Annotated in this window: 29 protein-coding genes and 1 tRNA gene; 22 read left to right on the top strand and 8 right to left on the bottom strand. The window is 54.1% G+C overall.

What is annotated here, in order from left to right; genetic code table 11:
* From APH41_RS26865 to APH41_RS26825, 9 genes are all read left to right on the top strand, one after another.
* On the top strand, positions 1-646 hold a 646-nt coding region (locus APH41_RS26865), incomplete at its 5' end, for a threonine--tRNA ligase (protein WP_256220347.1).
* The gene (gene infC / locus APH41_RS26860) at positions 646-1,197 is read left to right on the top strand and encodes a translation initiation factor IF-3 (protein WP_015884933.1); all 552 of its coding nucleotides are present in this window, start codon (positions 646-648) and stop codon (positions 1,195-1,197) included. The genes APH41_RS26865 and infC, both read left to right, overlap by 1 nt.
* Positions 1,198-1,256: 59 nt before the next feature.
* On the top strand, positions 1,257-1,451 hold the full coding sequence (gene rpmI, locus APH41_RS26855; protein WP_002553160.1) for a 50S ribosomal protein L35: 195 nt from the start codon (positions 1,257-1,259) through the stop codon (positions 1,449-1,451).
* Positions 1,452-1,480: 29 nt separating this feature from the next.
* Positions 1,481-1,837, top strand: a complete 357-nt coding sequence (gene rplT / locus APH41_RS26850) for a 50S ribosomal protein L20 (protein ID WP_003192488.1) — start codon at positions 1,481-1,483, stop codon at positions 1,835-1,837.
* Between the two features lie 109 nt (positions 1,838-1,946).
* Positions 1,947-2,963 (top strand): phenylalanine--tRNA ligase subunit alpha, encoded by a 1,017-nt coding sequence (pheS, locus tag APH41_RS26845; protein ID WP_003192486.1) that lies wholly within the window; start codon positions 1,947-1,949, stop codon positions 2,961-2,963.
* Positions 2,964-2,989: 26 nt separating this feature from the next.
* Positions 2,990-5,368, top strand: coding sequence for a phenylalanine--tRNA ligase subunit beta (gene pheT / locus APH41_RS26840; protein WP_054922498.1), 2,379 nt, complete (start codon positions 2,990-2,992; stop codon positions 5,366-5,368).
* Positions 5,369-5,371: 3 nt separating this feature from the next.
* Positions 5,372-5,674, top strand: coding sequence for an integration host factor subunit alpha (ihfA, locus tag APH41_RS26835; protein ID WP_002553164.1), 303 nt, complete (start codon positions 5,372-5,374; stop codon positions 5,672-5,674).
* Positions 5,655-6,011 carry a MerR family transcriptional regulator gene (locus APH41_RS26830; protein WP_003174972.1) on the top strand — a complete coding sequence of 119 codons (357 nt, stop codon included), beginning with the start codon at positions 5,655-5,657 and terminating at the stop codon, positions 6,009-6,011. The genes ihfA and APH41_RS26830 overlap by 20 nt, the downstream gene beginning before the upstream one ends.
* Before the next feature lie 90 nt (positions 6,012-6,101).
* Positions 6,102-6,178 (top strand) — tRNA-Pro (locus APH41_RS26825).
* Positions 6,179-6,247: 69 nt separating this feature from the next.
* Here APH41_RS26825 and APH41_RS26820 read toward each other — a convergent pair.
* From APH41_RS26820 to APH41_RS26805, 5 genes are all read right to left on the bottom strand, one after another.
* Positions 6,248-7,444: a tyrosine-type recombinase/integrase gene (locus APH41_RS26820; RefSeq protein WP_054922497.1), complete on the bottom strand. Its 1,197-nt coding sequence runs from the start codon at positions 7,442-7,444 to the stop codon at positions 6,248-6,250.
* Between the two features lie 276 nt (positions 7,445-7,720).
* The gene (locus APH41_RS26815) at positions 7,721-8,071 is read right to left on the bottom strand and encodes a hypothetical protein (RefSeq protein ID WP_054922494.1); all 351 of its coding nucleotides are present in this window, start codon (positions 8,069-8,071) and stop codon (positions 7,721-7,723) included.
* Positions 8,064-8,231 carry a hypothetical protein gene (locus APH41_RS29165; protein ID WP_172415494.1) on the bottom strand — a complete coding sequence of 56 codons (168 nt, stop codon included), beginning with the start codon at positions 8,229-8,231 and terminating at the stop codon, positions 8,064-8,066. Before APH41_RS29165 ends, APH41_RS26815 begins: the two co-directional genes overlap by 8 nt.
* Positions 8,228-8,461 carry an Arc family DNA-binding protein gene (locus APH41_RS26810; RefSeq protein ID WP_054922492.1) on the bottom strand — a complete coding sequence of 78 codons (234 nt, stop codon included), beginning with the start codon at positions 8,459-8,461 and terminating at the stop codon, positions 8,228-8,230. Before APH41_RS26810 ends, APH41_RS29165 begins: the two co-directional genes overlap by 4 nt.
* A gap of 49 nt (positions 8,462-8,510) precedes the next feature.
* Positions 8,511-8,732, bottom strand: coding sequence for a hypothetical protein (locus APH41_RS26805; protein WP_054922490.1), 222 nt, complete (start codon positions 8,730-8,732; stop codon positions 8,511-8,513).
* Between the two features lie 282 nt (positions 8,733-9,014).
* Here APH41_RS26805 and APH41_RS26800 point away from each other — a divergent pair, with 282 nt between their 5' ends.
* The 4 genes from APH41_RS26800 (at position 9,015) to APH41_RS29540 (ending at position 11,531) form a co-directional block, all read left to right on the top strand.
* On the top strand, positions 9,015-9,479 hold the full coding sequence (locus tag APH41_RS26800) for a hypothetical protein (protein WP_054922488.1): 465 nt from the start codon (positions 9,015-9,017) through the stop codon (positions 9,477-9,479).
* Positions 9,480-9,849: 370 nt separating this feature from the next.
* Entirely contained in the window at positions 9,850-10,836 is a 987-nt protein-coding gene (locus tag APH41_RS26795) for a hypothetical protein (protein WP_054922486.1), read from the top strand.
* 2 nt (positions 10,837-10,838) lie between these two features.
* Positions 10,839-11,117 carry an STAS-like domain-containing protein gene (locus APH41_RS26790; protein WP_054922484.1) on the top strand — a complete coding sequence of 93 codons (279 nt, stop codon included), beginning with the start codon at positions 10,839-10,841 and terminating at the stop codon, positions 11,115-11,117.
* A gap of 219 nt (positions 11,118-11,336) precedes the next feature.
* Positions 11,337-11,531 carry a hypothetical protein gene (locus tag APH41_RS29540; protein WP_082430513.1) on the top strand — a complete coding sequence of 65 codons (195 nt, stop codon included), beginning with the start codon at positions 11,337-11,339 and terminating at the stop codon, positions 11,529-11,531.
* Between the two features lie 1,370 nt (positions 11,532-12,901).
* Here APH41_RS29540 and APH41_RS26780 read toward each other — a convergent pair.
* Positions 12,902-13,243, bottom strand: a complete 342-nt coding sequence (locus APH41_RS26780; protein ID WP_054922481.1) for a hypothetical protein — start codon at positions 13,241-13,243, stop codon at positions 12,902-12,904.
* 190 nt (positions 13,244-13,433) lie between these two features.
* On the opposite strand from APH41_RS26780, the gene APH41_RS26775 reads away from it, so the two are divergent.
* Together APH41_RS26775 and APH41_RS26770 are read left to right on the top strand one after the other, a co-directional pair.
* A complete protein-coding gene (locus APH41_RS26775) occupies positions 13,434-14,525 on the top strand; it encodes a hypothetical protein (protein WP_054922478.1) in 1,092 nt (363 codons plus the stop codon).
* Between the two features lie 87 nt (positions 14,526-14,612).
* Positions 14,613-14,864: an AlpA family phage regulatory protein gene (locus tag APH41_RS26770; protein WP_082430512.1), complete on the top strand. Its 252-nt coding sequence runs from the start codon at positions 14,613-14,615 to the stop codon at positions 14,862-14,864.
* Positions 14,865-14,912: 48 nt separating this feature from the next.
* Here the strand turns inward: APH41_RS26770 and APH41_RS26765 are convergent, their stop codons facing one another.
* Positions 14,913-15,389 carry an Arc family DNA-binding protein gene (locus tag APH41_RS26765; RefSeq protein ID WP_082430511.1) on the bottom strand — a complete coding sequence of 159 codons (477 nt, stop codon included), beginning with the start codon at positions 15,387-15,389 and terminating at the stop codon, positions 14,913-14,915.
* Positions 15,390-15,509: 120 nt separating this feature from the next.
* Between APH41_RS26765 and APH41_RS28955 the strand changes: the two genes are divergently transcribed.
* The 5 genes from APH41_RS28955 (at position 15,510) to APH41_RS26745 (ending at position 17,659) form a co-directional block, all read left to right on the top strand.
* Positions 15,510-15,683: an Arc family DNA-binding protein gene (locus tag APH41_RS28955; RefSeq protein WP_143517032.1), complete on the top strand. Its 174-nt coding sequence runs from the start codon at positions 15,510-15,512 to the stop codon at positions 15,681-15,683.
* 74 nt (positions 15,684-15,757) lie between these two features.
* Entirely contained in the window at positions 15,758-16,069 is a 312-nt protein-coding gene (locus APH41_RS26760) for a DUF3077 domain-containing protein (protein ID WP_054922500.1), read from the top strand.
* Positions 16,066-16,872, top strand: a complete 807-nt coding sequence (locus APH41_RS26755; protein WP_054922471.1) for a phage antirepressor KilAC domain-containing protein — start codon at positions 16,066-16,068, stop codon at positions 16,870-16,872. The genes APH41_RS26760 and APH41_RS26755 overlap by 4 nt, the downstream gene beginning before the upstream one ends.
* Positions 16,873-17,000: 128 nt before the next feature.
* On the top strand, positions 17,001-17,345 hold the full coding sequence (locus APH41_RS26750) for a toxin (protein WP_034099048.1): 345 nt from the start codon (positions 17,001-17,003) through the stop codon (positions 17,343-17,345).
* Complete coding sequence (locus APH41_RS26745; protein WP_034099046.1) at positions 17,342-17,659, top strand: DNA-binding transcriptional regulator; 318 nt, start codon at positions 17,342-17,344, stop codon at positions 17,657-17,659. Before APH41_RS26750 ends, APH41_RS26745 begins: the two co-directional genes overlap by 4 nt.
* Before the next feature lie 51 nt (positions 17,660-17,710).
* On the opposite strand, the gene APH41_RS26740 is transcribed toward APH41_RS26745, so the two are convergent.
* Entirely contained in the window at positions 17,711-18,136 is a 426-nt protein-coding gene (locus tag APH41_RS26740; protein ID WP_054922467.1) for a hypothetical protein, read from the bottom strand.
* 98 nt (positions 18,137-18,234) lie between these two features.
* Between APH41_RS26740 and APH41_RS26735 the strand changes: the two genes are divergently transcribed.
* Together APH41_RS26735 and APH41_RS26730 are read left to right on the top strand one after the other, a co-directional pair.
* Positions 18,235-18,471: a YdaS family helix-turn-helix protein gene (locus tag APH41_RS26735; RefSeq protein WP_054922465.1), complete on the top strand. Its 237-nt coding sequence runs from the start codon at positions 18,235-18,237 to the stop codon at positions 18,469-18,471.
* A gap of 645 nt (positions 18,472-19,116) precedes the next feature.
* On the top strand, positions 19,117-19,908 hold a 792-nt coding region (locus APH41_RS26730; RefSeq protein WP_156359097.1), incomplete at its 3' end, for an acyltransferase.

Below are 19,908 nucleotides of genomic sequence, written 5' to 3'. Positions count from 1 at the left end.
CGTCGGTTCCGACGAACTATGGGATCGCGCCGAAGCGGCATTGGCCGCTGCGCTTGACAGTGCGGGCCTTGCGTACGATCTGCAGCCGGGTGAGGGCGCGTTCTACGGTCCGAAGATCGAGTTCTCGCTCAAAGATTGCCTTGGCCGTGTCTGGCAGTGTGGTACCCTGCAGCTCGATTTTAACCTGCCGATCCGTCTGGGAGCCGAATACGTCTCCGAAGACAACAGCCGTAAGCACCCGGTTATGCTGCACCGGGCGATCCTCGGTTCGTTCGAACGGTTCGTCGGTATCCTGATCGAGCACTACGAGGGCGCGTTCCCTGCGTGGCTGGCTCCGACCCAGGCAGTGATCATGAATATCACTGATAAACAGGCAGATTTTGCCGCTGAAGTTGAAAAAACTCTCAACGAAAGCGGATTTCGTGCCAAGTCCGACTTGAGAAATGAAAAGATCGGCTTTAAAATCCGCGAGCATACTTTGCTCAAGGTTCCCTATCTTTTGGTTATCGGAGATCGGGAAGTCGAGATGCAGACTGTCGCTGTGCGTACTCGTGAAGGTGCTGACCTGGGCTCGATGCCCGTCGCCCAGTTCGCTGAGTTCCTCGCGCAAGCGGTTTCCCGGCGTGGTCGCCCAGATTCGGAGTAATTATTATTAAGCGTGAAATGAGACAAGATAAACGAGCTGCACCGAAAGCCCCGATCAACGAGAATATCTCGGCACGCGAGGTTCGGTTAATTGGCGCTGATGGCGAGCAGATTGGCATCGTCTCGATTGATGAAGCGCTTCGTATTGCAGAAGAGTCCAAGCTGGACCTGGTGGAAATCTCCGCCGATGCAATCCCACCTGTTTGTCGGGTGATGGACTACGGTAAATCGATCTTCGAAAAGAAGAAGCAGGTTGCCGCAGCGAAGAAGAACCAGAAGCAGATTCAAGTAAAAGAAATCAAGTTTCGTCCAGGGACGGAGGAAGGGGATTACCAGGTAAAACTGCGCAACCTGGTACGTTTCCTGAGTGATGGGGACAGGGCCAAGGTATCCTTGCGATTCCGCGGCCGTGAGATGGCCCACCAGGAGCTGGGGATGGAACTCCTCAAGCGGGTTGAAGCTGACCTGCTGGAGTACGGTTCGGTCGAACAGCATCCTAAGATGGAAGGACGCCAGCTTATTATGGTCATCGCCCCGAAAAAGAAGAAGTAATCAACAGGGCACGGCAGGCCTTCTGATTATGTTTATCAACTGAATGCGGAGTACCGAACATGCCAAAGATGAAAACTAAAAGTGGTGCTGCTAAGCGGTTTCTGAAAACTGCTAACGGCATCAAGCACAAGCACGCTTTCAAGAGCCACATCCTGACCAAAATGTCGACCAAGCGTAAGCGTCAACTGCGCGGTAGCAGCTTGCTGCATCCGTCTGACGTGGCAAAAGTCGAGCGCATGCTGCGCCTTCGTTAATTTTGGTTCAAGAATAGAGGAAGTAACTCATGGCTCGTGTAAAGCGTGGCGTCATGGCCCGTAAGCGTCACAAAAAAATTCTGAAACTTGCTAAAGGCTACTACGGCGCGCGTTCACGCGTATTCCGTGTTGCCAAGCAAGCGGTAATCAAGGCAGGCCAATACGCCTACCGTGACCGTCGTCAGAAAAAACGTCAGTTCCGCGCTCTGTGGATCGCTCGTATCAACGCCGGTGCACGTGTTAATGGTCTGTCCTACAGCCGTTTCATCGCTGGCCTGAAAAAAGCGTCCATCGAAATCGACCGTAAGGTTCTGGCTGAACTGGCCGTGAACGAAAAAGCGGTGTTTGCTGCGATTGTCGAGAAAGCTAAAGCCTCCTTGGCTTAAGTACCCCCGACAGTCACCCTGGGCTACTCCTGTGGCCCAAGGTGGTAAACGTCATAAATAGGGGAAGAGCCTTCAAGCTCTTCCCCTATTTTGTATCTGGAGTCTGTACATGGAAAACCTGGACGCGCTCGTCGCCCAAGCCCTTGAGGCTGTGCAAAGCGCTGAAGATGTAAATGCCCTGGAGCAAATCCGGGTTCACTACCTTGGCAAGAAAGGTGAATTGACTCAGGTGATGAAGACCCTGGGAAATCTGCCCGCTGAAGAGCGTCCGCAAGTCGGTGCGCTGATCAACGTCGCCAAGGAGCGTGTCACAGAGGTTCTCAATGCGCGCAAGGCGTCGCTCGAGGAGGCCGATCTTGCGGCCAAGCTCGCCGCCGAGTCCATTGACGTGACCTTGCCTGGTCGTGGCCAGGCGTCGGGCGGTCTGCATCCGATCACCCGGACTCTGGAACGTATCGAACAGTTCTTCACCCACATCGGCTACGGCATTGCCGAAGGCCCTGAGGTCGAAGACGACTACCACAACTTCGAGGCGCTCAACATCCCAGGCCATCACCCGGCCCGGTCGATGCACGACACCTTCTATTTCAACGCCAACATGCTGCTGCGCACCCATACCTCGCCGGTACAGGTCCGCACCATGGAAGCGAACAAGCCGCCGATCCGCATTGTCTGCCCAGGCCGTGTGTACCGTAGCGACTCGGATATCACCCATTCGCCGATGTTCCACCAGGTCGAAGGCCTGCTGGTTGATCGCGATATCAATTTCGCCGACCTCAAAGGCACCATCGAAGAGTTCCTGCGGGTGTTCTTCGAAAAAGAGTTGGCGGTACGTTTCCGTCCTTCGTTCTTCCCGTTCACCGAGCCATCCGCTGAAGTCGACATGGAATGCGTGATGTGCAGCGGTAAAGGCTGCCGTGTGTGCAAGCAGACCGGCTGGCTGGAAGTGATGGGCTGCGGCATGGTTCACCCCAACGTGCTGCGCATGTCCGGGATCGATCCAGAAGAGTTCTCGGGCTTTGCCTTCGGCATGGGCGTTGAGCGTCTGGCCATGCTGCGTTACGGCGTGAACGACTTGCGTCTGTTCTTCGACAACGACTTGCGGTTCCTCGCGCAATTTCGCTAGTCGTAACGAATCTTTAGGAGAGCAGGATGAAATTCAGTGAACAATGGCTGCGTGGCTGGGTAAGCCCGCAGGTAGATCGCGACGAGCTGGTTGCTCGCCTGTCGATGGCCGGTCTTGAGGTCGATAGCGTTACGCCGGCCGCCGGTGTTTTCAGTGGTGTGGTGGTGGGCGAGGTGTTGAGCACCGAGCAGCACGCGGATGCCGACAAATTGCGTGTGTGCCAGGTCAGCAACGGTTCGGAAACCTTTCAGGTCGTGTGCGGAGCGCCTAATGTGCGCCCGGGCCTGAAGATCCCGTTCGCTATGATCGGTGCCCAGTTGCCGGGCGACTTCAAGATCAAGAAGGCCAAGCTGCGTGGCGTTGAATCCAACGGCATGCTGTGCTCCCAGGCCGAACTGCAAGTGGGTGAGGGCAATGATGGCCTGATGGAGCTGCCGGCCGACGCGCCAGTGGGTCAGGACATCCGTGTTTACCTGGAACTGGAAGACGCCAGCATCGAGGTCGACTTGACCCCCAACCGCGGCGACTGCCTGTCCCTGGCTGGCCTGGCCCGTGAAGTGGGCGCGCTCTACAACGCACCTGTCACTCGTCCAGTGGTCGCTGCCGTACCGGCGATACACGACGAAGTACGCTCGATTGAGGTACTGGCACCAAACGCCTGCCCGCGTTACCTGGGACGTGTGATCCGTAACGTGGACCTGTCCAAGCCAACCCCGCTGTGGATGGTCGAGCGCCTGCGTCGTGCCGATGTACGCAGCATCGACGCTGCCGTTGACATCACCAACTACGTGATGCTGGAACTCGGCCAGCCGTTGCATGCGTTTGATCTTGCCGAAATCAATGGCGGCATCCGCGTGCGTATGGCCGAAGAAGGCGAGAAGCTGGTGCTGCTCGATGGCCAGGAAGTCAGCCTGCGTGCCGACACTCTGGTCATCGCCGACCACGCTCGCGCCCTGGCAATTGCCGGCGTGATGGGTGGTGAGCACAGCGGTGTATCCGCGACCACTCGTGACGTATTCCTTGAAAGCGCGTTCTTCGACCAGATCGCGATCGCTGGCAAGGCTCGTTCCTACGGCCTGCACACCGATGCGTCGCACCGCTACGAGCGTGGCGTGGACTGGAAACTCGCCCGTGAAGCCATGGAGCGCGCTACCGGCCTGCTGCTGGAAATCACCGGTGGTGAAGCCGGCCCGATTACTGAAACTGTCAACGAACAGTACCTGCCGTCGATTGCACCGATTACCTTGCGTGCCAAAAGCGTTGAGCAAATGCTCGGCCTGGTCATCGAGCCGGCTGAAATCGAGCAACTGCTGTCTGCACTCGGCCTGGGTATTTCCGCGGGTGGGGAAGGGCAGTGGCAGGTTGCAGTACCTAGCCATCGCTTCGACATCAGCCTGGAAGTCGACCTGATCGAAGAGCTGGCGCGCCTGTACGGTTACAACCGCCTGCCGGTTCGCTATCCGCAAGCACGCCTGGCACCGCAACCCAAGGCCGAAGCGCGTGCGCACCTGCCTGAACTGCGCCGCCTGCTGGTTGCCCGTGGTTATCAGGAAGCCGTGACCTATAGCTTCATCGATCCAAAACAGTTCGAACTGTTCAACCCCGGTGTTGAACCGTTGTTGTTGGCCAACCCGATCTCCAACGATATGGCCGCCATGCGTTCGTCGCTGTGGCCGGGCCTGGTGAAGGCACTTTCCCACAACCTGAACCGCCAGCAAGACCGCGTGCGTCTGTTCGAAAGCGGCTTGCGTTTCGTCGGCCAGCTTGATGGCTTGAAGCAAGAGCCGATGCTGGCGGGCGTCGTCTGCGGCAGCCGTCTGCCGGAAGGCTGGGCGCAAGGCCGTGGGGTCGTGGACTTCTTCGACGTCAAGGCAGACGTGGAAGCGGTGCTCGGCTTTGCCGGTGCGTTGGACGCCTTTACGTTCGTGCCGGGTAGCCACCCAGCCTTGCATCCAGGCCAGACTGCACGTATCGAGCGTGAAGGTCGCCTGGTGGGCTTTGTGGGCGCCATTCACCCAGAACTGTCGAAAACCTTGGGGCTGGACCGTCCAGTCTTCGTGTTTGAGCTAGTCTTGGCTGAAGTTGCGTCGGGCAAGATGCCTAAATTCAGCGAGTTGTCGCGGTTCCCTGAAGTGCGTCGCGACCTGGCCCTGATCGCCGACCGTGAAGTCGCCGCCACTGCGGTTCTGGATGTAATCCGTGAAAATGCAGGGGAATGGCTGACAGACCTCAGGCTATTTGACGTCTATCAGGGTAAAGGCATTGATCCGCATAGAAAAAGCCTTGCAGTTGGCTTGACCTGGCAGCATCCATCGCGCACTCTTAATGACGATGAGGTGAATACCACGACGCAAAATATCCTCACCTCGCTCGAACAAAGGTTGAACGCCACGTTAAGGAAGTGACGTATGGGGGCTTTGACGAAAGCTGAGATGGCGGAACGTCTGTACGAAGAGTTGGGTCTGAACAAGCGCGAGGCCAAGGAATTGGTCGAGCTGTTTTTTGAAGAGATCAGGCACGCTCTGGAGGACAACGAACAGGTCAAATTGTCCGGTTTCGGCAATTTTGACCTGCGAGACAAACGCCAGCGGCCTGGCCGCAATCCAAAAACGGGAGAAGAAATCCCGATCACGGCTCGCCGTGTGGTCACCTTTCGTCCAGGGCAGAAGTTGAAGGCCCGAGTTGAGGCTTATGCTGGAACCAAGTCATAACGACGAGCTACCCGTCATCCCAGGCAAGCGCTACTTCACCATCGGTGAAGTCAGCGAGTTGTGTGCGGTAAAACCGCACGTGCTGCGCTATTGGGAGCAGGAGTTTCCTCAACTCAACCCCGTCAAACGCACCGGGAACCGTCGGTATTATCAGCGCCAGGACGTGCTGATGATCCGACAGATCCGCGCGTTGCTGTACGACCAAGGGTTCACCATCAGCGGCGCACGCCAGCGTATGTCCGGTGACGAAGCCAAAGACGACACCACTCAATACAAGCAACTGATCCGCCAAATGATCTCCGAATTGGAAGATGTACTGGTGGTGCTGAAAAAATGATTCAAGCTTTAAAAATACTTCCACATTTCAAAAGCTTGCGGTATATTCCGGTTCGCTTCGTTAAGAAGCGAACCCAGTAACACGCCTAGTCGGGGCGTAGCGCAGTCCGGTAGCGCACTAGCATGGGGTGCTAGGGGTCGAGTGTTCGAATCACTCCGTCCCGACCATATTATTCAATGACTTAGCCCAGCTTTAGCGAGTTGGGCTTTTTCATGCGTAGGGACTTTTGCGGGGGTTCATCCCGTTTTCCTCCTCAAGATTGTCAGTGCTGGCCCGCGTGAATCCGTCGCTGACACTTTGTTTGCCTCCGTGATCAACTGCTCAAGCTCTGCGGTAGAATAGTGGCTGGTAACGCTGCCATTCTTGTGTCCCAAGAGCGCCTTCCGATCTTCCAGTGTTACCCCTGCTGCACGCAGCCTTCTCCCAAAGGTGTGCTTGAGGTCGTGAACCCGGATTGATCTGAACCCAGGGTGTGCCGGCGACTTGTGTTCCGACTCCCATTTCGCCGCCGCTCTCACTCTGGCCTTCTTCCATGCCGTGTCATTCATCCGGTGCATTGGAGTCGGACCGCGTTCGTCCGGCTGTCCGTATGGGAATACGTATTTCGAGTGCAGGCCGCGCTGACCGTCGATGACCGACATCGCCACCTTGTTCAGCACCACTAGTCGCTCGTCGCCGTTCTTCACGCCTGACTTTTCGCTTCTCCCGCCAAAATCAGCGGGGATTAGGAACACGCCTGTTCCCAGTTCCGGAACTCTAATCTCCCAATCCCACTGAAGCTTGCAGATCTCCTGTTCTCGACACCCGGTGTTCACCTTATAGAGCGACATCCTCAGCAAGTGATCCGGAATCTCAGAGAACAACATCGACTGCTCCGCCCAGGACATCGGATAGGGCTTCCTGCTCGACTTCGCCTCTTCCAGCATCGAGATCATCGGCACGCTATCCAGCCACGGCCGCTTCTCTGCGTCTCGCCATTTCCGGTGGCACAGGTTCAAGATCCGAACGACGCGTTGCAAAGCAATGTTGACCGTCCGGTTCGATACGCCAGGCTTTACCTTCCCCTTGTCGTTCTTGGTCGGCTGCTGTCGGTCCCGTTTGAAAGCAGCCAGGGTGCCGTCATCTATATGGGTGATTGGTAGATCCCCAATGTACGGGTCCAGCTGCTCAATGTGGGAGGCGGACAGACCTATTGATGCCTGATGCTTGAACTCCACCAAGAACCGTGTGGCCGCCTCACGCCAGGTTCGCACCTGGCGCACTCCATAAACCTTTTCCTGCCTAAGCTTTTCCAGCCGATGGATCAAGTACTGCTCGGCTTCTTCCCTCTCGCTTGCTCCAGTGCTTTCTTGAAGTCGGCAACCTCTGACGACTTTGTCGATGTGCCAAATCCCGTTCCTCTCGTAGAGGCCCGACATTGTTTTTCGCGCCATTGTTTTTCTCCCTGGCGCCCACTGCGGGGCAGATTGTTGTCCTCATTGGCCTGCTTTTCAATTGCCATAGACTCTGCCCAGGAATCTGCCCACTGATCCAACTCGATCCGGTCGAAACCAACGCCCTGTTTCCCAATGGGAAATTCCCGGACGTTAGGCCGAACAGTCTTGTTAAATTCTTCCCGGCACATGCCTAGGTACGCGGGGGCAGTTGACGCTCTGAGGAAGCGCGGCGCCGTCTCTTTGCTCGGTAATGCAGTTGCCTTGGCCATGGAGTCATCGCTGTTCGATGGAGGAGGTGGCTTGCACTGACTTCCTGACGGGAAAGGCTTCGCCCTCCCATTTGCCAGGCTTGCCGCGTATCGCGCCATGTAGGCCGTATTGGTGTGACTTCTTGCTGGCGAACAGCTCTTCACACGCCTTCAGCAAGGTGCGTTCATCTTCAATTGCCAACAGCTCCTGGCCAGCCATAGAACCCACCTGAATCCAGCCGGATTTGTCGCGCCCGTAGTTTTCTGTCTTGAACAAGCGAAACCTGTTCCGGTGTCCGGTACCAGGCGAAGAGGTTTCGGTGTTCATGTAGAACGCGACGCCATCAAGGCGCACTCGAAGTACTGTCTTAGCCATGGAGTTCACCACCTTGAAAGTGGTCTGCGAGCACCCTGCGCGCGTCGATGCCGCACGATGCGGACATGGCGTAGATCTGGCCGAAGGTGGTTTCCCGACATTGCAGGGCGTTGAACAGCTCGATCAGGCGCTCGCCCAGTTGTCCGTTGCGGCGGCTCATAGGCTAGAACTCACAGCAGGTGGGAGCGGGGCGCCGGCGTTTGCCAGAGCGTCTAGCAGCAAGGCTTGGCGATTCTGTCCGTCCAGATACTGGCGCACGGCTTGGATGAATACGCTGTTCATGCTGCGATCCGAGGCATTCGCAGCCGCCTCAATGTCAGCGCGCAGGCCGGCAGGCAGGCGCACCACAAACTTGTCGGCGGTGCGGGAATCGTATTGGTTGGTGGTCATGATGATCTCCTGGCGAGCCCCCTACGTATTGGGAGCTGAATGAGTGGGGTTATTCGCCTGATTTCGGCGTGGTGATGAGGAGGAATAAGCAGGCACTCGCAATGAGCCAGACTGTGGTACCGAAGAAAGCCGCAGCCACGTCGAAATCCGAGGAACTGCTGATCAGGTCGCGGGCGGCAAAAATCAGCCAGGCGCCAGATGCTGTGGTGTAGAGCAGGATGGAAATCATCACCTTGAATAGCTGAAGCGGTGTGATGGGTTTACGTGACATTCACTTTCTCCAGGGCGAGCAAGGGCCCGCCGCGTTGTTGGCTTTCGCAAAAAATTGAGGTGCTCTTGTTTCGCCATGAGGTGGCGAAGGAGTGGCTGCAAATTAGCAATAGCTAAATAAATTAGCAAATTGTTTTTGAGATTTGACGTTTGCTAATTTTTCTGGGGGAGAAAGCTTTCAACTCGTAGTGGCTAAATAATGGTGTTAGATTCGCCTCATTACGACTGGTTGGCAGCACCAGCTAGGGCTTGAGTTGCCGGCTTCAAGACAGAAAGGGACTTTATGAAAAAGATGCTTCTTTGCCTCTCAATGGCAGCGCTTCTCTCGGGTTGCGCTAGCAGTGGCACCAAAATCGAACAAGCCCAGATCGATAGCCTGATTAAAGGCAAAACCACCAGCAATGAAGTGATTGCCCTTCTCGGCCCGCCCACAGCAGTCACCCAGAATTCTGACGGCTCGCAGGTTTTGGGCTGGGGCTATGCCTACGTCGGTTTCGCAGGTATCGGCACAGAGGTAGAGAGCACTACGGTGACCATTGCTCCTGACGGGACTGTGAGCAGCTATGCCCGTAGCGGGTCAAAGGTTGGGGGAGGGGCTCCATCAAAATACTCTGCTGCGCCCGTGCAGCCGGCACCTGGACCTATGACCAAGAGCGAATACAAGCAGGTCCAGCTCCAGAAGCTCACTGAGCAGAACTTGCCTTATGACGAATACCAGAAGCGTTATCAGGAAATAATGGCCCAATAGGTCTTTAGGTATTCCCTTAATCAAAACCCAAACCTACAACTGCGCCGTGACCTGGAAGCTATAGCTTCAACGTGGAGAAAACCTGTGTCGATCTAGAAAAGCTTGCTGAAGGGCTAGCGATGCCATAGTCATGATCGGGTTGGCGGGCGTACGTTGCGAAGAAACGGATCGGCTTGTGGGAGGGCCGAAGGAAGTGAAGATCGTCGGATAAGTCGAGCTACGGAATAACGCGGATGCAGGAATAGCACGCTTTTTTGAATTGTTATAATCCGACCAAATCACATTGCGGAACTGATGGCCTAACGTCATTATATTTTGAATAACCGGATTGCAACGCATGCCGGGAGCCAATGCAATAAGGAGATGCAGGTTGTCAGGGATTCTTCATGCCGTGAATTTCATGGGTCGTATCGGCAAGCGAGTGTCTGCTGGGAAGCCTTTAAAGCTTCGGTCAGATTACTATTCTCCAGGCTACATTGTCGTCCTCACCGCTCACCTGCGCCGTTACAACATCCCCAAAGCTGCGGTGACGTTTGTAGATGCTCGTAACGCGGGCTATTTTAGCTCGATGGGCCTTTCTAAAGCGCTGTGGGGGGATGACGACTATGCTCAAGTCAGGCGAAAGGCCGGAGCTTACAATGCGCCTCTTACACACCTTGACTCCAGAGATGCCGTAGATGATGCGACGCAGCAAATAAACGGCTGCCTTCGGAAAATGGCAGCAAACTCTCCGTACTTCAACTACAAGGAGAGTGAAGCCTTCAAGGAGCTAATGCACGTTGTTGGTGAATTGCATGACAACGTTTGGTCTCACGGTATGGAGCGAGGTTTTTCTGCCGCGCAGAGAGCAAAATCCGTCAAAAAAGGCGAAATAGAATTCGCCCTTGCGGATACCGGTCTAGGTTTTTTAGGGGAACTACTGTCGTCAGGCATCGCTCGAAAGTATGGAATAACCAATGATCGTCAAGCGATTGAGTGGTGCATCCAGGAGGGGAATTCCAGCAAGCTGGTCCAACACCAGGATGATTGGGGGCAGGCGTTGCCAGACGGTCACGTAGGGGACTCGCCATATGGGGGCGCCGTAGCAACGAGAAGCGTGACGAACGGTAATCACCACCAAGGTCTTGGGCTTGCAAAATTAATTTCACTAGCAAGACGGTATGAAGCCGAGCTATACATTGTATCCGGAACAGCCATTCTGCAGCTTGAAAAGGGAAAATTGAGCTTTAAGGAGTCTAAATTCGCTTGGAAGGGGGTCGCAATCTCGCTAACCCTTCAGGAATCGAAGATGGCGCAAGCTAAGGCGATACCGACATCTGCTGAAATAGATGACATTATGAACCAACTGAGGGGCTAATCATGGAAGCCTATACCTTTGAGAGAACGGATCTCGCATCAAGAAATTTGGCAGCTCAAGAGCGCCGGGCGATCCTTGCCCAGCTAGAAAGCGGCCCAAAATTCACAATCGATCTCGGCAACGTGCATTCTATTTCTGAATCCTTCGCTGACGAGCTTTTTGGCGTTATGGTTTTGGAGAAAGGAGTGAGCTACGTCACATCTCATCTGCGCCTAGTAAACGCAAACGAAAGTGTTCTGCGTTCAATTGCCATCGCAATGAAGCGCAGAAGCGCAGCTTGATTGATAAGTTTCATTCAGAGAGCCCGGCCATGCGCCGGGCTTCTCGTGTCTGGCCGTTCACAACCTTTTCACAGCCGGCGGTGTACGGTTACTCAAGCTCCTAGTGAATACCTTTCAGCCCGCTATCCCCATCGCGGGCTTTTCTTTGCCCGGGAATTGCCAATCACGCTTATGTTTACCTAAGCTGAATTTTCTATTCTCTCGAACGGAGTCGAAGTCATGCCTGCCCCACAATGCTCACTGCCTGACACGCTTGAAGGAATCTATGAGAACCAGCTTGCCCTGGAAGCGGCACTGATGGAGCTGACATTGCTTGTCGAAAGCCAAGGCAGCGTCGAGTCTGGCGGCAACGTGCGTGGTGCCCTGGAGACGATCGGAGAGAACGCAGGGCATATCAGGCAGGGGATGGCTTGAGGGCACAAGGGCCGGATTGATTACCTGGGGGAGGGCAGCGACGATCTCGCTCATCGTTGCTTTATCTTGCTCAAAGTAGCTAGCGCCGGCATGTGTAATTACGAGCTGATGGTCCCCGATCTCAACGACGTCCACTAAAGCAAAAAGCGAGATCAGGTCTATCCCTTCGGCTCTACTGATCTCCGTATCTGGCGTCTCATTTCCCTCGTCCAACATGGCTGCAAATTCCTTGGCCTCTTCGTGTGTACTGAAAAGCTCAAGCATTTCAGCAGACCAAATTTTGTCGAGACCTCGATATGCCACCGTCTGTGGGGATCCTGGGCTTCCCAGATAATAGGCGTGCCTGTTCGCGAGTGCTTGAGTGTCCGGATGGTGGGGGCCGCGACGTATTATCCAGGCGCCATTCGGGCCCTTCCTGCTGATATGCGGGATGAGGACGTATTGCTTGATGGTTGGCTCGTCATCGAACGGGTTGTACGGCAAAGCAGGGCGCCCCAAATTCAAGGCTGTTGCTCCGCAGGTAAACCTCACGCGATAGCTATCTGATGACTCCCAGACTCCTACAGGCTCGTACCTGGCCATCAATCGAATTATCGCAGGTATCAGCACCTGGGATTTCTTACCCATCATGGGCGCCATTCGAAGGAGCTTTTTATCCCGTTCGCTGATTTCTTCCGCAGGGACTGGCTCCAGGTCTGCTGCGGTAATCTGGACGAACTCCCACTCAAGTAGTCCTTCTTTCTCTTGCGCCGCTAGCTGGTGCAGGCGTTCGGGTTCCATGTACAGCTGCTCAGCTCGTAATGGGATCGAGTCTGTCTCTCGCGTTGCTCGGCCGGCGTTGGGGTCTGGCTGAATTGAATCAATCGCCGATTCCCATCCGCAACCGGGCTTGGTCCAGATAAGGACTGCGCCAGGGAATACCACGCCTGATGTACTGCTATCCGGAGTTCCAAAGTAGTAGCGAACATACTGGCGCGTGCCGAAGAACGTCTTCGCTATCGTCGGAGGCGTAGGGTGACTCCCTTCAATGAGCTTGTACTCAAGAACCAGGTCCAAATCTCCGCAAGTCATTGCGCCGCGGGCATATGAGCCGACCACCCATAGCGAGGTAATCTCCAGCTGGGAGGTCACAGCTTCGTTGAGGAAGTTTTTGTGAGCGATAACTCGTGTGGATGCCTCGTCTAGCCTCTGGCAGATCCGCACTAGCTTCTTGGTGAACGATTCGCGTGGATCACGCCTTTCAGCTACGGCCATACTCTCATCTCTACAGCGGCGCCCAGGGGAGGGCTTGTAGATTCACCGTATCACCCAAATCAGCTAAATCGCCATTAGCAGACGATACAGCGATCCCCTGCGGTAACTGAATGGGTTCAGAACATGCTCGGGCATTTGTAAAGGTTGATCGCTGAGCTACCGAGGCGGGAGCCAAGCACATAGAGCGTCTGGAGCTGATTCTTCTGTGCAATGAAGCCCTCGCACGAGAAGCCGCAGGACACGTTTGCCGTGAAGCAGATGTTCTGCATGCTGAATTTGTAGAGGTCGTGCGGCCAGGTCAGGCAATCGTATTTGCCGCCGACGGGGCAGTGGACTTGCTCTAGCTCGCCTGACGCCACAATCGTCGATCCTGTAAGGCGATCAATCTCCCCGTATCCCCATGCCGCTTGGCTCAACCCAGCAATGATCAGAGGCAACATCCAGCGCGGTATGGTCATCATCTTTCCATGATTCAGGTGGTGGGGCGCTGACTTTACCAACCCCAGATGCCGGCCTCAACGCCTGCGTGCCCGGTCATTTTGGTTGTGTTCCCAAGATGCGCCGTAGGGCTATTACATTTTGCTAACGGGCTGGTTAGACTGTGCCATCGCTGGTTGGATAGACAGTATTGGTGTGCAGGGCTCTGAAATGGAAAAGATCTATAAGTTGCTCGATTATTTGACTATCGACCAAGCCGTTCAATGGCTGCAAGTTATCACTCGGACCAAATTGTCTGGAAATGATTTGTTGGACTTGTGCGAGTCAAGGCAATGCGTTGTGTATATGAACGTTGACGGTGTGTCGGGCTGGGATATAGACGCTGTTGGCGATCACGAAGTAATGGGGAGTGGGATTCAGAAGGTGTTAAAGCCTACGGCGCTTAAATACGCCGGAACTGAAACGACTCTCGATATTATTTTTGAAGGACCGGTATTTATCGAAAATGAGCCAGGAGATGAGGCGTATTGGACTATGTGGGAAGGGCGGGCACTCCTGGCAGACCGCTATGCATTGTTCCAGCCAGCTGATATTCAAGCCCTTGGAGCTAAAATCAATGGCGGTGATCAACCGCAAGATTCTGATATAGAGAAGCTTCGGCAGTTATGTCATAGAGAGCAGACTGCGAAGAAAGATGCTGAGTATGAGGTCTACGTCGCGAAGCATCATTTGAAGGAAGCCCTCTCTGCCGTTTCTCAACTACGCGAACAACTCGACAAAGTAACTCTGAGTCGCCAAGACCTACAGCATCGAATAGATGAGGCTGAAACTGAGCTTAAGAAACTTCGCCATCAAAGTGGAAATTCAGGTCTGGACGATTTACGGCAAATGCTGAAAGCTAAAGATGAGCTTTCTGCTTTGGCCTCTCGTGCAGAGGCCGCAGAATCTATGGTGGAGACCCTGGATAGTCAGTTGCGGGATCTGGCCGATAAAAAACGTTCGGATGACGCAGTTTTTCAAGCATTGGTTGCTAAGTTTCGCAGCACGCATAAGGATGGTAAGAGTGGGGATCTAGGTGTGATAAGTGAAAGATGCCTGACTTTTCCCTACGCAACTAAACAGCTCGAGGCTATGAGGGATGCGGCACTTGCTCATTGGGTGGAGCACGATAGGTCGAAGCCCGCGCCCTATGGCATTCAAAAGACGGTAGCTACATTCCTAGCCGCCAGGACGGGAGAGAACGCTAGGAAGCTCGCCGAACTAGCCGCTGCCATCAAGCCCGACGATCTTCCAAAAGCCTGACATAACAACCTGACATAGTGTCATGTCAATATGTCAGGTCTGTCTGACAAGTACGCATAAGCCTCAATCTGATTCCAGTCCCAATCAATGGCAGGAAACAGCATGACCGACTTGAATGACCGCTCACCGCAATTTGATCCCGCGTTCGTCTTAATTCGTCTGCCTGACGTCGAGAGGATCACTGGTTTGGCGAGCGCCACAATCTATAGGCGGATAAAAGATGACCCGACCTTTCCCAAGCCGGTCCCCTTAGGAAATACCGGCTCTCGAGGTTCTCCGGTGGGTTTCGTTCTTGCAGAGGTTCAAGAGTGGGTGCGGCGGCGTAAGACAATGAGGTGAGGGGTTAGGGCGCACAGGAACTCTGAGAATAATTGAGAAGTGAGTGGACTATTTTTTTGGGTAGCGTTTCCGAGGTTTAGGACCTTTTGGGGTAGCAGTAAACCCAACCATTTGGTCAAGTTCTCCAAGTGCCTGGAATGCTCGCCTTAATGCTTCGCCGACGTTCTCATTGGACAGGCTTCCATCCTTAGTTTGATGAGCCTCATCAAGACTCATGAGAGCGTCCTTATTTATGCCGGTTGTCATCCGCATTGGAAGAGAAGATGCCTCGTCAACACTTTCGTCATCCTGGCTGATGCTCACCTCAACAGAAAGCCCTTTTTGCCGACCCATTTCTATCAGGGTGTCAATGAGGTCGCCCATGCCCATTGGTTCGGCCCGGTGTGAAGCGAAGCTTTCCTCAAGGCGGGAAATAATCTCGGCGTGTAACGAGCGAGAGCCTTGTCTTGCGCTCTCATCCAGTCGCTGACGGAGATCGCTCGGCATGCGTATGGGATAGGGAGATATCGCGTGTCGATCGTTCATGACAGACCTGAATTTTGTATTAGGGGCATTATGCGAAATGAATCAAAAAGACTCAATGAGTCAACTTGACTCTTTTTTTTGGTGAGTTAATATGAGTCCACAACCAGTAAGGAATGAGATATGACGCATACGTACAGGGTGGCCCCGTTCAGCTTGAGAATTGATGAGCAGCTCAAGACAAAGGCTAGAGAGGAAGCGGCAGCCCATCGTCGAAGCCTAAACACAGAGCTTGAACTGTTGATTGAGGAGGGTTTTAAGTGGCGGGAGATTCAGAACAAGCAGGCAATAGCCTGAAACGAAGAAGTCCCGACGAGGTGAGATTCGTCAGGACTTCAGAAAACGAGATCAACTTCGAGGAAGAAATCGTCATGAACAAGCATACCGAAGTAAACGAAAAACTCAATGCTGGCACCTTCAAGGGACCAGTGACCGTGGCGCTTTCGTTCGCACGCTGCAACATTGAGGAGCAAGATTTGTATGGTGTCCGTCCAGGCGTTCCTGCTGTCGATGCTTTGAATCAGGCATCTTGCACTCTTTATAGTGTGAAAAAGTCTTTAGAAGACGCGGGGATGTCTGAGCTCATCGTCACGCCAAGCCAAGCATGGTTACTGCATATGGCGATCGAGTCTGCTAAGGCTGCTATCGACTCCGTAGCTGAAGGCCTGGAGAAAGCGCGATGAACACTATCTCCATTCAATCCGAGCAGTCTTCTGATGGTGCGCCACGTTTTCCGCAATCGCAAAATGTGGCGCGGACAATGTCGTCTCGCGAAATCGCTGATTTAGTAGGCTCGCGGCATGACAAGGTAAAACAATCAATAGAGCGGTTAGCTGCGCGCATTGATACCAACGGAAACCCGGTGATAGCTCTTCCCCCAGTGGGGGAATACCTCGACGGTCTAGGCAGGAAGGCCACAGAGTATATGGTCTGCAAGCGCGACAGCTACATCATCGTCGCCCAGCTCAGCCCCGAATTCACTGCTCGTCTTGTGGATCGCTGGCAGGAATTGGAAGAGCAAACGATCAAGCCAGCCTTCGACATTGCCAGCCTGAATGACCCCAAGGTCTTGCTGGCCCTGTTGACCGACAACGTCCGCAAGGTCGTTGCCTTGGAAGCTGACAACTCAGAGCTCTCGAAAGAGAACCATGAACTGGAAGTGAAGGTGGAGCAAGACGCTCCGAAGGTGGCCTTTCACGACATGGTTGTGGTGTCGCACAAGAAGTACAACGCCGCCCAGGCTGCCAAGATCATCGGCACTGGTCGCACCAGGCTGTTGCAGTTCATGCGGCAGAAAGGGTGGGTGACCCGGTCGAACGAGCCGTATCAGGCGAAGATTGAGGCCGGCCTGCTTGATGTGAAGCTGGGCACCTTCGAGCATCCAATCGACGGCACGATCCCAACGTGCTCCACGTTGATCACTGGGAAGGGCCTGACGAAGCTTGAAGCTCTGTGGCGGGAGCGAGACGCAGACTTGTTGGCGTAGGAGTGAAGAGAGCCCGGCCCAGTGCCGGGCTTTTCGTCAGAGCCTCAGTAATCCTCAATGGCGTGGCAGCGACTTGGCAGAGCAGCTACGCTTTTTAAATGTAAGCAACTTGCGTATACTTAAGCCCAATGAAAACAGTCTTCTTTGAAACGACAAGCTTCACCGCCACGGTAGGTGACTATCTGACTGACGATGAATATCGGCAGCTCCAGACGGAAATGCAGGCGAATCCTGAAGCCGGTGATGTAATGCCACGTACTGGTGGCTTCAGAAAGCTTCGCTGGCAGGACACTCGCCGCGGGAAGGGCAAGCGTGGTGGTCTGCGTGTGATTTATTACTGGTTGCTTAATGACGGCCAGTTCTGGATGTTTTCGATTTATGACAAGGATGAGATGGCGAACCTGACTGCTGCTCAGGAGAAAGCATTGAAGGCTGCTATAGATGCAGAGCTGAAAAAACGAGGTGGGAAATGAAAAAGAAGCGCGATCTGTTTGCTGAGCTGATGCAAGGCGTAAACGAGATGGGCGAGCACCGGCAGGGGAAGATCACACTTCGTCAGTACGAAGTGGAGGCTCTTGCACCTCCCGAGGTGACGGCTGCTGAGATCGTTTCCATCCGTGAGAATCTTCACATGTCGCAGCCAGTGTTCGCCCGGCAAATCAGGACTAGCCCTGACACGCTGAAGAACTGGGAGCAATCGAAGTCCAAGCCAAATGCCCAGGCGGCGCTGCTGATTAAGTTGGTTCAGCGCTTCCCTGACATGGTTGAGCGACTCAACGCCGTTTGAATCGATGATTACCTTGAAGCCCGGCCAAGTGCCGGGCTTTCTGCATCTGGCTCAAAGCTTTTCAGCGTTGGCCTTCTCAAGCAGGGCGGCGATGCCCTCCAGCAGCTCTAAGTCCGACTCCTTGAGTCTTCCCTTCGCCGCGGCCCTGGCGAGCTTCTCGATAACCGCAACTGCTCGTGGCGTAGCCTTGTCCTGAAGGGCCTGGTAGGCAGACGCCGCCTCTCGCACCACATCCTGACGAGTGTACTCACCCTCGATCAATGCCGGCCCGTGCCCGTTCGGGTTGACCAGCACACCAGGCGTGAGCCCGATTTTCTTCTCGAGGTTGAGCGCCGCCTTCTCGCCGAGGGAGCGGTGCCCATTGAGGATCTGTGACAAATACGAAGCGTCCAGATCGTGCTGGTCGGCGAAGTCTTTCTGGCTTAGTGGGCCGATGACACGCCGCAGCGCGTCGACCCGAAGAGTTTTGATATCCATAGGCGAATAGTGTCCCTGCGTTAGCAAACAGTAAATTATAAAATGCTATTGCTATTGAGATTAGCAAAATGTAATCTGAGCTTCTTTCGGAGGCATACATGACGCTACTCGAACTCATCCGGTCCCTCGACACACCTTCGGTGGAGTCGTTGGCCAAGCGCAGCGGCACCAGTGCCGGGAACCTCAAACAGATCGCCCATGGCTTTCGCCGGGCAGGTCCAGGCCTCGCCATCAATCTTGAGCGGGAGTCGAGCAGGGCGGTTACCTGTGAAGAGCACCGGCCCGATGTCGACTGGGCCTATCTGCGCAATTCAGGCCAAGAGCCAGATCTTTAATCCCGATTAAAAGAAGCCCTGATTGAGGGCGCATATCTTCGCCCCTGAGCTGAACGTTCTGCCACGACAACCACGAAGAGGTTTCCCGAAATGGAACAGGTACACCGCGCAATACATCAGGCAGTTCTGGAGGCGGGGCCAAAGCAACTGGCTTACCTGATGGGTAACCAACGGTGTTCTCCCCACGCTGAGCGCATCAGGTGGAACGCTGTCAGTCGAACTACGACGGCTGTTAGCTCAGATTTACAATCTGGTCAGGTGTATCGAATCAACGCGAAAGGCACGCTGACCGTGGCTGTTGGAAGTCTGATGCAGCTGGATATAATCGGGGGGAGGAGGTTCAGGGCTTGTACCTGAATACGGTCACGACAGAGATTCGCCCAGTGTTCTATCGCGCCTCCCAGGGGATACGTGGTTACGCGGCCAGATACGCAAGCACCACTCGAGATCGTGCTTTATGTAACTGTTGCCTGACGCGCACAGGAGTTAAGCCTTCGCCCAGATCTTGGGGCGAAGGTTGCGGCAGGCCAACCGCCAGCAGTACCATGCGCGGCTAGATTGGCCGGGCCAGGTCATCGGAACCTCACTTCGCTTCATGTTTCATTGAGCTGTTGCGAATCATCTCCAGAATGGAACTGCGCTGTAATGAATGTTAAGACGCCGCTACTCAAGGATGTCAGAGAGTCGTCAGTGGTTGGAAATACAAAAGCTCATGACCATTTGAAGTATCGTCCCGATATTGATGGGTTGAGGGCGATAGCAATTTTATCAGTTGTTATCTTTCATGCATTTCCATCCATTGTTCCCGGTGGATTTGCAGGAGTTGACGTGTTCTTCGTTATCTCCGGTTTTCTAATTTCAAGCATTATTTTTAAGAGTTTGGGTCGGGGTCACTTTAGCTTTGTAGATTTTTATTCTCGTAGGGCTAAACGAATATTTCCTGCGCTAGTGGCTGTCCTTTTGATCACGTATGTGTTTGGCTGGTTTGCGTTGCTTCCTGATGAATTCAAACAGTTGGGACGGCACATAGCGGCCGGCACCATATTTTTGCAGAACTTTAATTTGCTTGGTGAGTCTGGCTATTTTGATACGTCCTCAGAGCTAAAACCGTTAATGCATCTTTGGTCGCTAGCGATTGAAGAGCAGTTTTATCTTGTTTATCCACTAATTATTTGGGCAGCCTGGAGAACTGGTGTAAGCATAAAGCTTACGGTTGCTGCTTTGTGTCTTATATCTTTCGGTCTGAATGTTTATGGTGTTGCTTCAGATCCTGTGGGGACTTTCTTTTCTCCTCAAACAAGATTTTGGGAGCTGTTAGCAGGGGGCGTCCTAGCCTATTTTTACTATTCTCGTTCGAAAGCAGTTGAAAGGAACGATGCTCCAATAGTTTTTGGTGAAACGCTTAATAGTGCAATTTCTATACTCGGCCTTGGGCTA

Source organism: Pseudomonas sp. NBRC 111138 (assembly GCF_001320835.1).
GTDB classification, from domain to species: Bacteria; Pseudomonadota; Gammaproteobacteria; order Pseudomonadales; family Pseudomonadaceae; genus Aquipseudomonas; species Aquipseudomonas paracarnis.
This window is presented reverse-complemented; position numbering and strand designations above follow the sequence as displayed.

Bases quoted from the DNA above. Each gene is read 5' to 3' on its own strand.
- APH41_RS28955 (WP_143517032.1), top strand. From the start codon at position 15,510: ATGACGCATACGTACAGGGTGGCCCCGTTCAGCTTGAGAATTGATGAG.
- APH41_RS26745 (WP_034099046.1), top strand. From the start codon at position 17,342: ATGAAAAAGAAGCGCGATCTGTTTGCTGAGCTGATGCAAGGCGTAAAC.
- rpmI (WP_002553160.1), top strand. From the start codon at position 1,257: ATGCCAAAGATGAAAACTAAAAGTGGTGCTGCTAAGCGGTTTCTGAAA.
- APH41_RS26820 (WP_054922497.1), bottom strand. From the start codon at position 7,444: ATGGCGCGAAAAACAATGTCGGGCCTCTACGAGAGGAACGGGATTTGG.
- rplT (WP_003192488.1), top strand. From the start codon at position 1,481: ATGGCTCGTGTAAAGCGTGGCGTCATGGCCCGTAAGCGTCACAAAAAA.
- ihfA (WP_002553164.1), top strand. From the start codon at position 5,372: ATGGGGGCTTTGACGAAAGCTGAGATGGCGGAACGTCTGTACGAAGAG.
- APH41_RS26735 (WP_054922465.1), top strand. From the start codon at position 18,235: ATGACGCTACTCGAACTCATCCGGTCCCTCGACACACCTTCGGTGGAG.
- APH41_RS26815 (WP_054922494.1), bottom strand. From the start codon at position 8,071: ATGGCTAAGACAGTACTTCGAGTGCGCCTTGATGGCGTCGCGTTCTAC.
- pheT (WP_054922498.1), top strand. From the start codon at position 2,990: ATGAAATTCAGTGAACAATGGCTGCGTGGCTGGGTAAGCCCGCAGGTA.
- APH41_RS26760 (WP_054922500.1), top strand. From the start codon at position 15,758: ATGAACAAGCATACCGAAGTAAACGAAAAACTCAATGCTGGCACCTTC.
- APH41_RS26755 (WP_054922471.1), top strand. From the start codon at position 16,066: ATGAACACTATCTCCATTCAATCCGAGCAGTCTTCTGATGGTGCGCCA.
- APH41_RS26810 (WP_054922492.1), bottom strand. From the start codon at position 8,461: ATGACCACCAACCAATACGATTCCCGCACCGCCGACAAGTTTGTGGTG.
- APH41_RS26805 (WP_054922490.1), bottom strand. From the start codon at position 8,732: ATGTCACGTAAACCCATCACACCGCTTCAGCTATTCAAGGTGATGATT.
- APH41_RS29165 (WP_172415494.1), bottom strand. From the start codon at position 8,231: ATGAGCCGCCGCAACGGACAACTGGGCGAGCGCCTGATCGAGCTGTTC.
- APH41_RS26800 (WP_054922488.1), top strand. From the start codon at position 9,015: ATGAAAAAGATGCTTCTTTGCCTCTCAATGGCAGCGCTTCTCTCGGGT.
- APH41_RS26740 (WP_054922467.1), bottom strand. From the start codon at position 18,136: ATGGATATCAAAACTCTTCGGGTCGACGCGCTGCGGCGTGTCATCGGC.
- APH41_RS26830 (WP_003174972.1), top strand. From the start codon at position 5,655: ATGCTGGAACCAAGTCATAACGACGAGCTACCCGTCATCCCAGGCAAG.
- APH41_RS26750 (WP_034099048.1), top strand. From the start codon at position 17,001: ATGAAAACAGTCTTCTTTGAAACGACAAGCTTCACCGCCACGGTAGGT.
- APH41_RS26780 (WP_054922481.1), bottom strand. From the start codon at position 13,243: ATGACCATACCGCGCTGGATGTTGCCTCTGATCATTGCTGGGTTGAGC.
- APH41_RS26790 (WP_054922484.1), top strand. From the start codon at position 10,839: ATGGAAGCCTATACCTTTGAGAGAACGGATCTCGCATCAAGAAATTTG.
- APH41_RS26770 (WP_082430512.1), top strand. From the start codon at position 14,613: ATGGCAGGAAACAGCATGACCGACTTGAATGACCGCTCACCGCAATTT.
- APH41_RS26765 (WP_082430511.1), bottom strand. From the start codon at position 15,389: ATGAACGATCGACACGCGATATCTCCCTATCCCATACGCATGCCGAGC.
- pheS (WP_003192486.1), top strand. From the start codon at position 1,947: ATGGAAAACCTGGACGCGCTCGTCGCCCAAGCCCTTGAGGCTGTGCAA.
- APH41_RS26775 (WP_054922478.1), top strand. From the start codon at position 13,434: ATGGAAAAGATCTATAAGTTGCTCGATTATTTGACTATCGACCAAGCC.
- APH41_RS29540 (WP_082430513.1), top strand. From the start codon at position 11,337: ATGCCTGCCCCACAATGCTCACTGCCTGACACGCTTGAAGGAATCTAT.